Genomic DNA, 11,399 nt, shown 5'->3' with positions numbered 1-11,399 from the left:
GCGATGTTAACAGCGCTCAAATCGCAGGCCGGGGCTTGGCGGGACGGCGCTTGAAGTGCTCGCAGAGCCGGTCGATCAGCGCCCGCGCATACGCCGGCAGCGCCTCGCGGTCGCGCACGACGATGTAGCGTTCGCGCACGCGCCACGCGTCCGCCAGCTCGATCTGCGCGAGCTTTTGCGGCTTGAGGTTGCGGCGGGCCGCGCTCTCCGGGACGATCGCCACGCCGACGCCGCCGCCCACCATGCGGCACATCGCGTCGAAACTGCCGAGCTGGATGCGCAGGCGCATGGGCTTGCCGATCTTCTCGGCCTGCTGTTCCAGGAAGCTCTGCAGCGTGCTGCCGTGGTGCATGCCCACCATGTCCTCCTGCAGCGTCTCGGCGAAGGGGATCTGCTTGCGCCTGGCGAAGCGGTGCTCGCGCGGCGTGACGAGCACCAGCCGGTCGGTGCTGAAGTGGATGACCTGCAGGCCGAGCGTGTCGACCGCGCCGGCCACGATGCCCACGTCGGCGCGGCCGTCGAGCACCCCGCGGGCGATCTCCGCGTTCGGTTTTTCCTGAAGGTCCACGTTGACGCGCGGGTTGGCGGCCAGGAAGCCGGGCAGCACCTCGGGCAGGAAGTCGGTGACGGCCGTGGTGTTGGCGAAGACGCGCACGTGCCCGCGCAGGCCGCCGCCGTAGTCGTGCAGGTCGCGGCGCAGCTGCTCCGCCTGGTGCAGCACGCCGCGGGCGTGGTGCAGGAAGGCTTCCCCGGGGGGCGTGAGCCGCACGCCGCGCGCCTCGCGGTAGAGCAAAGGCAGACCGGCCTGCGCCTCCAGTGCCTTGATGCGCGCGCTGGCAGCCGCCAGCGACAGGTGCTGGGCGGCGGCGGCGCGCGTGATGTTGCCGTGCTCGGCGGCGAGCACGAAAAGGCGCAGGTCGGTCAGGTCGAATTGCATCGGCGAGCCTTCGGCGGCGTCGAAGGCTGGGTCTCGGATTGGCGCATTGTGCCTTGCAGCGAAAAGGGGCACGATTCCGCATGGCCGACGCCCCCTTGCAAACCTGGATCGGCAAGACCGAGACCCTCACCGACGAGATCACCGCCGCCCCGCTGCGCGCGATGTCCGCCACCCTCGACCGCGACGACGTGCCGCCCCAGCGCGGCAGCGATGTGCCGCCGCTGTGGCACTGGTTGTACTTCCTGCCAATGCATCCGGCCCACGAGATCGGCCCCGACGGCCATGCGAAGCGCGGCGGCTTCCTGCCGCCGGTGCCGCTGCCGCGCCGCATGTGGGCGGGCGGCCGACTCGAGTGGAACCTGGAGAACCCGCTGCAGGTGGGCGACGTCGTCAAGCGCGTCTCGCGCATCGCGTCGGTGAACGAGAAGTCCGGGCGCACCGGCAACCTCGTCTTCGTCACCGTCGTGCACGAGTACCACAACGTCGCGGGCCTCGCGCTCACGGAGGAACACGACATCGTCTACCGCGACGCGCCCAAGCCCGGCGACCCCGTGCCCGAGCCGACGCGCGCGGAGGAAGGCGCACCCTGGCACCGCGAGCTGGTGCCGGACGACGTGCTGCTGTTCCGCTACTCCGCCCTCACCTTCAACGGCCACCGCATCCACTACGACCGGCGCTACGTGACCGAGGTGGAAGGCTACCCGGGCCTCATCGTGCACGGGCCGCTGATCGCCACGCTGCTGGTGGACCTGCTGCGCCGCAAGGCGCCGACGGCGCGGCTGAAGAAGTTCGAGTTCAAGGCCGTCCGGCCCACGTTCGACGGCAACCCGATGCGCGTCAACGGCCGCCTCGACGGCAACAAGGTGGCCCTGTGGGCCAATGACCATCAAGGCTTTCTCACGATGAAGGCCACTGCAGAGATCGAATGAAACACGAGACCGACAAGTACCAGGACATCCGCGACGCGGTGCGCGCACTGTGCGCCGAATTTCCCGATGAGTACCACCGCAAGGTGGACGAGGCACGGCGCTATCCCGAGGAGTTCGTGGATGCGCTCACCAAAGCCGGCTGGATGGCCGCGCTGATCCCGCAGGAGTACGGCGGCTCGGGCCTGGGCCTGACCGAAGCCTCGGTGATCATGGAGGAGATCAACCGCGCGGGCGGCAACTCCGGCGCGTGCCACGGCCAGATGTACAACATGGGCACGCTGCTGCGGCACGGCAGCGAGGCGCAGAAGAAGAAGTACCTGCCGAAGATCGCCACCGGCGAATGGCGCTTGCAGTCGATGGGCGTAACGGAGCCCACGACCGGTACCGACACCACCAAGATCAAGACCACGGCGGTGAAGAAGGGCGACCGCTACGTCGTCAACGGCCAGAAGGTGTGGATCTCGCGCGTGCAGCACTCGGACTTCATGATCCTGCTGGCGCGCACCACGCCGCTGGCGGACGTGAAGAAGAAGTCCGAAGGCATGTCCATCTTCATGGTGGACCTGCGCGAGGCGGTGGGCAGCGGCCTGACGGTGCGGCCGATCCCGAACATGGTGAACCACGAGACCAACGAGCTCTTCTTCGAGAACCTCGAGATCCCGGCGGAGAACCTGATCGGGCAGGAGGGCCAGGGCTTCAAGTACATCCTCGACGGCCTGAACGCCGAGCGCACGCTGATCGCCGCCGAGTGCATCGGCGACGGCTACTGGTTCGTCGACCGCGTGTCCGCGTACGTGAAGGACCGCATCGTCTTCGGCCGGCCCATCGGGCAGAACCAGGGCGTTCAGTTCCCCATCGCCGAGTCGTACATCGAAGTGGAAGCCGCGAACCTGATGCGCTGGGAGGCGTGCCGCCGTTTCGACGCGCACGAGCCCTGCGGCGCGCAGGCGAACATGGCGAAGTACCTCGCCGCCAAGGCGAGCTGGGAGGCGGCGAACGCGTGCATCCAGTTCCACGGCGGCTTCGGGTTTGCGAACGAATACGACGTGGAGCGCAAGTTCCGCGAGACGCGGCTCTACCAGGTCGCGCCGATTTCCACGAACCTGATCCTGAGCTATGTGGCCGAGCACGTGCTCGGGCTGCCGCGCTCTTTCTGACCATGACCCGCCCGCTCGATGGCATCACGGTGGTGTCGCTGGAACACGCGATCGCGGCACCTTTCTGCACGCGCCAGCTCGCCGACCTCGGCGCGCGCGTGATCAAGGTGGAGCGCCCGGGCTCCGGCGACTTCGCGCGCGGCTACGACACGCGCGTGAAAGGCCAGTCCTCGCACTTCGTGTGGACGAACCGCTCGAAGGAAAGCCTGGCGCTGGACCTGAAGGACGAGGAATCGCTCGCAGCGCTGAAGAAGCTGATCGCGAAGGCGGACGTGCTCGTGCAGAACCTCGCCCCCGGCGCCGCCGCGCGCATGGGCCTGTCGTGGGAAGCGCTGCACGAGCAGCACCCGAACCTGATCGTCTGCGACATCTCCGGCTACGGTGACGACGGCCCCTACCGCGACAAGAAAGCCTACGACCTGCTGATCCAGAGCGAGGCGGGGCTGCTTTCCGTGACGGGCACGCCCGAGACGCCGTCGAAAGCCGGCAACTCCATGGCCGACATCGCCGCCGGCATGTACGCGTACAGCGGCATCCTCGCCGCGCTCATGCAGCGCGGGCGCACCGGCGAAGGCAGCCACATCGACGTGTCGATGCTCGAATCGCTTGGCGAGTGGATGAACTACCCGATGTACTACGCGTACGAAGGCGCGCCGCCGCCGCCGCGCACGGGCGCGTCGCACGCCAGCATCTACCCCTACGGCCCCTTCGCCTGCGGCGACGGCGGCACGGTGATGCTGGGCCTGCAGAACGAGCGCGAGTGGGCCGTCTTCTGCGACAAGGTGCTGAAGAACGCGGCGCTCGCCACCGACCCGCGCTTCGACGCCAACCACAAGCGCAACGAGCATCGGGCCGACCTGCAGAAGATCATCCTCGAAACGTTCAAGGGCCTGACCACCGCGCAGGTGGAAGAGCGCCTGGATGAAGCGCAGATCGCCAACGCCCGCATGAACGACATGGCAGGCCTCTGGGGCCACCCCCAATTGAAGGCACGCGACCGCTGGCGCAACATCCAGACGCCGGCGGGCGAGATCCCCGCGTTGCTGCCGCCAGGCCGCAACAGCAGCTTCGAGTACCGCATGGACCCGATCCCCGCCGTGGGCGAACATACCCAAGCCATCCTTTCCGAATTGAAGGCGCAAGCATGACAACGAAGAACCCTGGTGCCGACCTCGCTGCATTCGCGGCGGGGCTCAAGTTCGAAGACATCCCCACCGACGTCGTTCGCAAGACCGAGGACCTGCTGGTCGACTGGTTCGGCTCCGCGGTCGCGGGCCACGGCTCGCGGCCTGTCGAGACGATCGCGAAGTTCGCGCAAACGATGGGGCCTGCCGAAGGCCCCAGCGAAGTGATCATCAACGGCAGGCGCACCACCCCCTACTTCGCCGCGCTCGCGAACGCCGCCGCTTCGCACGTGGCCGAGCAGGACGACGTGCACAACGGCTCGGTGTTCCACCCGGCCACGGTGGTGTTCTCGCCCGCCGTCGCGGTGGCGCAGGCCCTCGGCGCGAGCGGCAAGCAGCTGATAGCGGCGAGCGTGGCCGGCTACGAAGTCGGCATCCGCGTCGGCGAGTTCCTCGGCCGCTCGCACTACAAGGTGTTCCACACCACGGGCACGGCCGGCACGCTGGCTGCCGCGGCGGCCGTCGGCAATTTGCTCGGGCTCGACGCGCAGCAGATGCGCCACGCGTTCGGCTCGGCCGGCACGCAGTCGGCGGGGCTGTGGGAGTTCCTGCGCACGGCCGCGGACTCGAAGCAGCTTCACACGGCACATGCGGCGGCCGCTGGCTTGGCCTCGGCGTACCTCGCGAAGGACGGCTTCACCGGCGCCGACCGCATCTTCGACGGCCCGCAGGGCCTGGCCGCCGGCATGTCGAGCGACTCCGACCCGGCGAAGCTGGTCGACGGCCTCGGCACGCGCTGGGCGACGGCCGAGACCTCGTTCAAGTACCACGCCTCCTGCCGTCACACGCACCCGGCCGCCGACGCGCTGGCGCAGGTGATGCGCGAGTGCAAGCTCAAGCCGGCCGACATCGCCAGGGTGGTCACGCATGTGCACCAGGGCGCCATCGACGTGCTCGGCCCCGTGGTGGACCCGAAGACCGTGCACCAGAGCAAGTTCAACATGGGCACCGTGCTCGCGCTCGTGGCCAAGTACGCGCATGCGGGCCTGCCCGAGTTCGACGACCACTTCCGCGATGCCGACGTGATGGCGCTGCGCGACAAGGTGGAAATGGTGCTGGACCCCGAGGTCGACGGCGCCTACCCGCGCCGCTGGATCGGCAAGGTCACCGTCACCACCACCGACGGCCGCACGCTGCACGGCCGCGTGGACGAGCCCAAGGGCGACCCCGGCAACACGCTCTCGCGCGACGAGATCACCGCGAAGGCACTGCAGCTGGCGGCGTTCAGCAAGGGCGCGGACGAAGCGCGCATGCGCGCGGCGGTGGACCGGCTGTGGAACGTCGCACAATGGCCGAAGGTGGCCGCGCTGCTCTAGCGCGCCGTCATTCCCGCGGAGGCGGGAATCCAAAGCGTTGAGGAAAGCCTTGGGTCCCCGCCTCCGCGGGGACGACAACAAGCAGCAGGAGACAGCTCATGAGCATCGCCAGGAAAGTTCTCGCCGCCGCGGCCCTCGTCGCGGCAGCAGCAGCACACGCCCAGGTACCACCCACCGTACGCCTCATCGTCGGCTACGCCGCAGGCGGCCCGGTGGACCAGGGCGCGCGCATGGTCGCACCCTTCCTCGCGAAGGAACTCGGCACGAACGTGATCGTGGAGAACAAGCCCGGCGCCAACGGCACCACGGCCGGCGACCTGGTCGCGAAGTCCACGCCCGACGGCGCGACGCTGTGGTTCGCCGCCAGCCCGCCAGTGACGATCAGCCCCAACCTGCAGAAGCTGCCCTTCGACGTCGCGAAGGACATCGTGCCCGTCGCGCCGCTGGTGAGCTACTACAACGTGCTGGTCATCAACAAGGACCTGCCCTTCAAGTCGCTCAAGGACCTCATCGACTACGCCAAGGCCAACCCGGGCAAGGTGTCGTACGGCTCGGCCGGCGTCGGCGGATCCAACCACCTCAGCGGCGAGCTGCTCGCCGCGCGCACCGGCACGAAGATGCTGCACGTGCCGTACAAGGGCAACGCGCCTGCGATGACGGACGTGATCGGCGGCCAGCTCACGATGATGTTCGACATCATCAGCACGGCGCGCAGCTACATCGCCGGCGACAAGGTGCGCGCCATCGCGGTGACTTCGCCCACGCGCAATTCGTCGCTGCCGAACGTGCCGACGATGACGGAGTCCGGCATCCCCGACTATGAAGTCGGCGGGTGGTTCGCGCTGTTCGCGTCGTCGAAGACGCCGCCTGCACTTGTCTCGCGCCTGTCGCAGGCCACGGCCAATGCGCTGAAGGACCCGGAGCTCAAGGCCAAGCTGGAAGCCGCGGGCTTCGAGGTGTGGCAAGGAACGCCCGACGCCGTGGCCGCACGCGCGACGAAAGAGCGCGCGATGTGGAGCACCGTCACCAAGGACATCAAGGTCGAGTGACACGCATCCACCAACTCTTCGACGGCTGGCTGCAACGCAGCCCCGACCGCGTCTTCCTGCACCTGCGGGAAGGCACGATGACGTATCGCGACGTCGGCCGGTTCGTCGACGCGCTCGAAGCCGAACTGCGGGCCGACGGCGTGTGCCCCGGCGACCGCGTGATTGTGATCGCGGAGAACTGCCCTGAGCACCTGGCGCTCATCCTCGCCTGCAGCCGCGTCGGCGCATGGTCGTGCGGCGTGAACGCGCGCATGTCGCCGGGCGAGGTGGCGCAGTTCGCGCACAAGGCGGATGCGCGGGTGCACTACTTCACCACGGCCGTCTCGAAGGCGGCCGCCGCGCATGCGCATCGCTTCGAGGCACGCGATTCCGCGCTGCCGGGCCTGCAGCGCAGCCCTGTGCGCGAGGATGCAATCGCGGAAACGGGCGAGCTCGGCGAGCGCGTCGCCGCGATCATCTTCACGTCCGGAACCAGCGGCACCCCGAAGGGCGTGTTGATGACGCACGAAGGCGTGACGCACTTCGGGCGCATCTCGGCGGCTTCGCGCAACCTCGGCGAGGACGACCGTTCCTACGCCTACCTGCCGATGACGCACATCTTCGGGCTGGGGACGGTGCTGGTTGCGTCGCTGTACGCAGGCGGCACGCTGCTGATGAGGCCGAGCTTCGATCCCGCGGATGCGCTCGACGACCTGGCGAACCAGGGCGTGACGCAGTTCCAGGGGCCGCCGACGCTGTTCTCGCGGCTGCTCGCGCACATGGAGCAGATCGGCGTGCAGCATCCGCCGGCGCCGAAGCTGCGCTATGTGTACACGGGCGCGGGGCCGCTCGACATGGCGCTCAAGAAGCGCGTGGAGGCGGCGTTCGGCAAGCCGCTGCACCATGGCTACGGCCTTTCGGAATACGCCGGCTCCGTGCACCTGACACGGTTGAACGAGTGGCGCCACGACACGTCCACGGGTTACCTCGTCGAAGGCGCGGAGACGAAGGTGGTCGATCCCGCGACCGGCCGCGAACTGCCTGCAGGCCAGCGCGGCGAGATCTGGATGCGCGGCGTGGGCCTGATGCCGGGCTACTTCCGCGACCCGGAGGCCACGGCTGCGGTGATGCGCGAAGGCGGCTGGTATGCAAGCGGCGACCTCGGCGAGTTCGCGGCCGATGGTGCGCTGTCGGTGGTGGGGCGCCTGAAGGAGATGATCATCCGTTCGGGCTTCAACGTGTACCCTGCGGAAGTCGAGGCCGTGCTCAATGCGTTCCCCGCCATCCAGCGCTCCGCCGTGGTCGGCAAGCCGGAGGGCGAAGGCAACGAGCAGGTCATCGCGTTCGTGGAGCTGCGGCATGGCGCGACGCTCGACAACGACCTGCTGCGCGCGCACCTGCGCGAGCACCTCGCGCCCTACAAGCAGCCGTCGGAGGTGATGCTGGTGCGCGAGTTTCCGATGACGAACAGCGGGAAGATCCTGAAGCGCAAGCTGCTGGAGTTGCGCTGACGCCTTAACATCGCGCGATGTTCTCGCGCCGCCAGATCCTTCATGCAGTGGCTGCCGCATCGTGCAGCTCTGCATTCGCCAAGCCGTCCGCCCCTCGCCCGCTCGCCTCGAACGTCCCCGGCGGCATCGCCCGCATTGCGCTCGGCCCTGCACCTGAAAGGCCTATTGCCAGGCGCGAAGACATCCCGCTCCTCGTCACCGGCACCCCCGCCGCATGGACCGCCCTCGCCGGAATCCCGCTCTCCGCCAAGCCCGGCCGGGCGGAGATCACCGTCGGCACACGCACCGTCGAGTACGTCGTCAAGCGCAAGCAATACCTCGTGCAGAAGCTGCGCGTCGCCCCCGGCCAGGTCGACCTCTCCCCCGAGGACGAAGCGCGCTACCAGCGCGAGCGTGCGCACCAGCAGGAAGTGATCGCGACGTTCTCGCCGCGAACCAGCGAGGACATGGGCATGGTGCCGCCTGTGCCCGGCCCACGCTCCAGCTCCTTCGGCCTGCGCCGCGTCTTCAACGGCCAGTCACGCAATCCGCATTCGGGCATGGACATCGCGGCCCCCAAGGGCACGCCGATCAAGGCACCCCTCGCCGGCCGCGTGATCGACACCGGCGACTACTTCTTCAGCGGCAACGCCGTCTGGGTGGACCATGGCGGCGGCCTGCTCACGCTCTACGCGCACTTGAGCGCCATCGATTGCAAACCGGGCGATGCACTCGCGCGCGGCGACGTGCTCGGCAAGGTCGGTGCAACGGGCCGCGTGACGGGCCCGCACCTGCACTGGGGCGTGATGCTCAACCGGACGATGGTCGACCCGGCGCTCTTCCTTGCGTGACGCGGCTTATTTGGCGAAGAGCTTCGTGATGTCGTGGAACGCCTTCACCTCGAGGGCGTTGCCGGACGGGTCCAGGAAGAACATCGTGGCCTGCTCGCCGGGCTCGCCCTTGAAGCGGATGTAGGGCTCGATCACGAACTTCGTGCCCAGCGACTGCAGGCGCTTGGCGAGCGCTTCCCAGTCCGCCATGGGCAGCACGATGCCGAAGTGGCGCACGGGCACGCCGTGGCCGTCCACGGCGCTGCGGCCGACCGCGCGGCATTCCTCGGGGGCGAGGTGCGCCACGATCTGGTGGCCGTAGAAATTGAAGTCGATCCACTCGTCCGAGCTGCGGCCTTCGGGGCAGCCGAGCTTGCCACCGTAGAAGTTGCGGGCTTCCGCGAGGTCGTGGACGGGGAAGGCGAGGTGGAAGGGCGACAGGGGCGCCGGGTTGGTGGCGGGGGCTTGCATGGTTGGCATGCTACCTCGGGGGCAATGCCAGAGCAGCGTGTGTGGCAAAGTGCAGGCCGGATGACAGGACCCAACCCCCGCACCGTTTGGACCATGCTGCTGGTGCTGGTCAGCGGCTTCGCGCTCAGCCAGGCGTTCCGCACGGCCGCGGCCATCGTGGGCCCGGCGCTCTCGCAGGCCTTCGCGCTCACGCCGCAGCAGCTGGGGCTGTTCGCGGCGGCGTTCCACTTCTCCTTCGCGGGGCTGCAGCTCTTCATGGGCATGGGCATCGACGTGTACGGGCCGCGGCGCACCATCGTCGTGGCTTTCCCGTTCGCGATCCTGGGCGCGCTGGTGACGGCGTCGGCGCAGGGCTACTGGATGCTGATCGCTGGGCAGGTGCTCACGGGCATCGGCTGTGCGCCGGCGTTTCTCGTGTGCACGGTGTTCGTTGCCCGCAGCTTCGGCGCGGAGCGGTTTGCCGCCGTGAACGGTGCGGCGTTGGGCATCGGGTCCGTCGGCTTGCTCCTCACCGGCACGCCGCTCGCGTGGATGGTCGAGAACCTGTCGTGGCGTGCGGGTTACGTCGCGCTCGCCGTGATCGCGGTCGCCGCGTGGCTCGCGATCTTCTTTTTCGTACGCGAGCAGGCGCCACCCGAGAGCCATCACGACCTCGACGTCATGGGTGCGCTGCGTGGCTATGGCGAGATCTTCACGCTGCGGCACACGCTGGGCATCTTCGCGCTGGCGTTCACCACCTACTCGTCGTTCATGGCGCTGCGCGGGTTATGGCTGGGGCCGATGCTGATCGAGCGGCATGGCTTCAGCCTCGTTGCGGCCGGCAACGTGGCGATCGGGATTTCCGTCGTCGGCATGATCGGCCCGCCGATGTTCGGCCGGTTCGACCCCGGCGATGCGCGTCGCAGGCGCTGGATCATGGCTTGCGCGCTGGGCAGTGCGGCTTGCTTCACGGTGATGGCGTTCAACCCGGGCGCCGCGCTCGACGTGGTGCTCGCGCTCGTCATCGCGATGGTCTCGGGGTTCGGCACTTTGCAGTACGCGGACGTGCGGTCTGCGTACCCGCCGCACTTGACGGGGCGCGCCATGGCCGTCTTCACGATGGCGATGTTCCTTGGCGTGGCCGTGATGCAGTGGTTCACCGGCGGTGTGGCGAGTGTTGCGAAGGGGATGGGTGTCGAGACGTATGCCGCGGTGCTCGGCGCGATCGCGATGTCGCTGGTGGCCGGCACCGTCGCATTCAAAGTGCTGCCGGGGCCGAGGAAATTGGAATCTGACCCCGATTCGTGACCGAGGAAATTGGAATCTGACCCCGACTCGTGCTCCGGGATCACCCCGGAATAGGCAGCCCGCAAATCTGCGCGAGGACTTCCAGCGATTCCTCCAGCTGCTGCTGGTGCCCACCGCCCCACGGATGTTTTTTTGCACCGCGCGCACGCCAGTCGAACGACTTCGGCTGGTGTGCAAGCACGAAGGCCTTGCCTTTCGGCCCCTGGATCTCGATTGCGAACGGGTTGTCCGCGTGGAACTCTGCGTGCGTCATGGGAAAGCCGATGAGGATTCCAGTGCGCTCGTTGAACGCGCGCGTGGACGCAACGAGCATTGGGTGCAGCTCCGGGATTTCACGCCCCGCCGCAGGCGTGTGCTGGATCCAGATAACGTCAGCGCGCTCAGGCGCCCATGCGGACGTAGCCCTCGCCAACACCGGCTCCTAAAGCACTTCCTTGCCGACGGGCCGCAGCGCCATGGCTTCCCCGCCGTGACGCTTGGGGTCGAAGTGCGCAAGGCGCTCCTCGAGCGTCATTGGACGCCGTTTCGTTTCCACAACCAACACACCCATATCCGCCTTGATCACCACGTTGGTTCCCTCCTCGATCCCGCTTGCTCGGGCCACGCGCCGCGTGAGGCGGATGGCAAGGCCATTGCCCCACTTCTGCACCGTGCCTTCGAACACTTCTGCCATCGCCATACCTCTGCGCGTATCAACAGTGTATCAACATCGCTGATATCGCGCAATCAGGCACTGCTCGTGCGAGACAAGAAATTGGAATCTGACCCCA

At 68.1% G+C, this 11,399-nt stretch carries 12 protein-coding genes; 8 read left to right on the top strand and 4 right to left on the bottom strand.

The features are described 5' to 3' along the window. Positions 1–16: 16 nt before the first annotated feature. The gene (locus H8R02_RS14960; RefSeq protein ID WP_187082240.1) at positions 17–937 is read right to left on the bottom strand and encodes a LysR family transcriptional regulator; all 921 of its coding nucleotides are present in this window, start codon (positions 935–937) and stop codon (positions 17–19) included. Positions 938–1,017: 80 nt separating this feature from the next. Between H8R02_RS14960 and H8R02_RS14955 the strand changes: the two genes are divergently transcribed. The 7 genes from H8R02_RS14955 to H8R02_RS14925 all read left to right on the top strand — a co-directional run bounded on the left by H8R02_RS14955 (position 1,018) and on the right by H8R02_RS14925 (position 8,892). Further along, the gene (locus H8R02_RS14955; RefSeq protein WP_187082239.1) at positions 1,018–1,866 is read left to right on the top strand and encodes an HTD2 family dehydratase; all 849 of its coding nucleotides are present in this window, start codon (positions 1,018–1,020) and stop codon (positions 1,864–1,866) included. Beyond that, positions 1,863–3,023 (top strand): acyl-CoA dehydrogenase family protein, encoded by a 1,161-nt coding sequence (locus H8R02_RS14950; RefSeq protein WP_187082238.1) that lies wholly within the window; start codon positions 1,863–1,865, stop codon positions 3,021–3,023. The genes H8R02_RS14955 and H8R02_RS14950 overlap by 4 nt, the downstream gene beginning before the upstream one ends. Before the next feature lie 2 nt (positions 3,024–3,025). Next, complete coding sequence (locus tag H8R02_RS14945) at positions 3,026–4,171, top strand: CaiB/BaiF CoA transferase family protein (protein ID WP_187082237.1); 1,146 nt, start codon at positions 3,026–3,028, stop codon at positions 4,169–4,171. Continuing rightward, positions 4,168–5,523 carry an MmgE/PrpD family protein gene (locus H8R02_RS14940; RefSeq protein ID WP_187082236.1) on the top strand — a complete coding sequence of 452 codons (1,356 nt, stop codon included), beginning with the start codon at positions 4,168–4,170 and terminating at the stop codon, positions 5,521–5,523. Before H8R02_RS14945 ends, H8R02_RS14940 begins: the two co-directional genes overlap by 4 nt. 98 nt (positions 5,524–5,621) lie before the next feature. Next, positions 5,622–6,572 carry a Bug family tripartite tricarboxylate transporter substrate binding protein gene (locus H8R02_RS14935; RefSeq protein ID WP_187082235.1) on the top strand — a complete coding sequence of 317 codons (951 nt, stop codon included), beginning with the start codon at positions 5,622–5,624 and terminating at the stop codon, positions 6,570–6,572. Further along, entirely contained in the window at positions 6,569–8,062 is a 1,494-nt protein-coding gene (locus tag H8R02_RS14930; protein ID WP_354004923.1) for a class I adenylate-forming enzyme family protein, read from the top strand. Before H8R02_RS14935 ends, H8R02_RS14930 begins: the two co-directional genes overlap by 4 nt. Positions 8,063–8,079: 17 nt before the next feature. Continuing rightward, positions 8,080–8,892, top strand: coding sequence for a M23 family metallopeptidase (locus H8R02_RS14925; protein ID WP_187082234.1), 813 nt, complete (start codon positions 8,080–8,082; stop codon positions 8,890–8,892). Positions 8,893–8,898: 6 nt separating this feature from the next. On the opposite strand, the gene H8R02_RS14920 is transcribed toward H8R02_RS14925, so the two are convergent. Further along, the gene (locus tag H8R02_RS14920; RefSeq protein ID WP_187082233.1) at positions 8,899–9,342 is read right to left on the bottom strand and encodes a VOC family protein; all 444 of its coding nucleotides are present in this window, start codon (positions 9,340–9,342) and stop codon (positions 8,899–8,901) included. Positions 9,343–9,402: 60 nt separating this feature from the next. On the opposite strand from H8R02_RS14920, the gene H8R02_RS14915 reads away from it, so the two are divergent. Further along, complete coding sequence (locus H8R02_RS14915; RefSeq protein ID WP_187082232.1) at positions 9,403–10,629, top strand: MFS transporter; 1,227 nt, start codon at positions 9,403–9,405, stop codon at positions 10,627–10,629. A 40-nt stretch (positions 10,630–10,669) separates the two neighbouring features. On the opposite strand, the gene H8R02_RS14910 is transcribed toward H8R02_RS14915, so the two are convergent. Both H8R02_RS14910 and H8R02_RS14905 read right to left on the bottom strand, forming a co-directional pair. Further along, on the bottom strand, positions 10,670–11,044 hold the full coding sequence (locus H8R02_RS14910; protein WP_187082231.1) for a type II toxin-antitoxin system PemK/MazF family toxin: 375 nt from the start codon (positions 11,042–11,044) through the stop codon (positions 10,670–10,672). 6 nt (positions 11,045–11,050) lie between these two features. Continuing rightward, positions 11,051–11,302: an AbrB/MazE/SpoVT family DNA-binding domain-containing protein gene (locus H8R02_RS14905; RefSeq protein ID WP_187082230.1), complete on the bottom strand. Its 252-nt coding sequence runs from the start codon at positions 11,300–11,302 to the stop codon at positions 11,051–11,053. Between the last annotated feature and the right edge of the window lie 97 nt (positions 11,303–11,399).

The sequence above is a fragment of the Ramlibacter albus genome (assembly GCF_014297445.1).
GTDB classification, from domain to species: Bacteria; Pseudomonadota; Gammaproteobacteria; order Burkholderiales; family Burkholderiaceae_C; genus Ramlibacter; species Ramlibacter albus.
The sequence above is the reverse complement of the archived record's forward strand: the minus strand, read 5'-3'. Positions and strand labels throughout refer to the sequence as shown.

What these genes read in the sequence shown, in the direction of transcription:
- H8R02_RS14925 (WP_187082234.1), top strand. Translation starts at nt 8,080, where the DNA reads ATGTTCTCGCGCCGCCAGATCCTTCATGCAGTGGCTGCCGCATCGTGC.
- H8R02_RS14945 (WP_187082237.1), top strand. Translation starts at nt 3,026, where the DNA reads ATGACCCGCCCGCTCGATGGCATCACGGTGGTGTCGCTGGAACACGCG.
- H8R02_RS14905 (WP_187082230.1), bottom strand. Translation starts at nt 11,302, where the DNA reads ATGGCAGAAGTGTTCGAAGGCACGGTGCAGAAGTGGGGCAATGGCCTT.
- H8R02_RS14955 (WP_187082239.1), top strand. Translation starts at nt 1,018, where the DNA reads ATGGCCGACGCCCCCTTGCAAACCTGGATCGGCAAGACCGAGACCCTC.
- H8R02_RS14935 (WP_187082235.1), top strand. Translation starts at nt 5,622, where the DNA reads ATGAGCATCGCCAGGAAAGTTCTCGCCGCCGCGGCCCTCGTCGCGGCA.
- H8R02_RS14940 (WP_187082236.1), top strand. Translation starts at nt 4,168, where the DNA reads ATGACAACGAAGAACCCTGGTGCCGACCTCGCTGCATTCGCGGCGGGG.
- H8R02_RS14960 (WP_187082240.1), bottom strand. Translation starts at nt 937, where the DNA reads ATGCAATTCGACCTGACCGACCTGCGCCTTTTCGTGCTCGCCGCCGAG.
- H8R02_RS14920 (WP_187082233.1), bottom strand. Translation starts at nt 9,342, where the DNA reads ATGCAAGCCCCCGCCACCAACCCGGCGCCCCTGTCGCCCTTCCACCTC.
- H8R02_RS14950 (WP_187082238.1), top strand. Translation starts at nt 1,863, where the DNA reads ATGAAACACGAGACCGACAAGTACCAGGACATCCGCGACGCGGTGCGC.
- H8R02_RS14915 (WP_187082232.1), top strand. Translation starts at nt 9,403, where the DNA reads ATGACAGGACCCAACCCCCGCACCGTTTGGACCATGCTGCTGGTGCTG.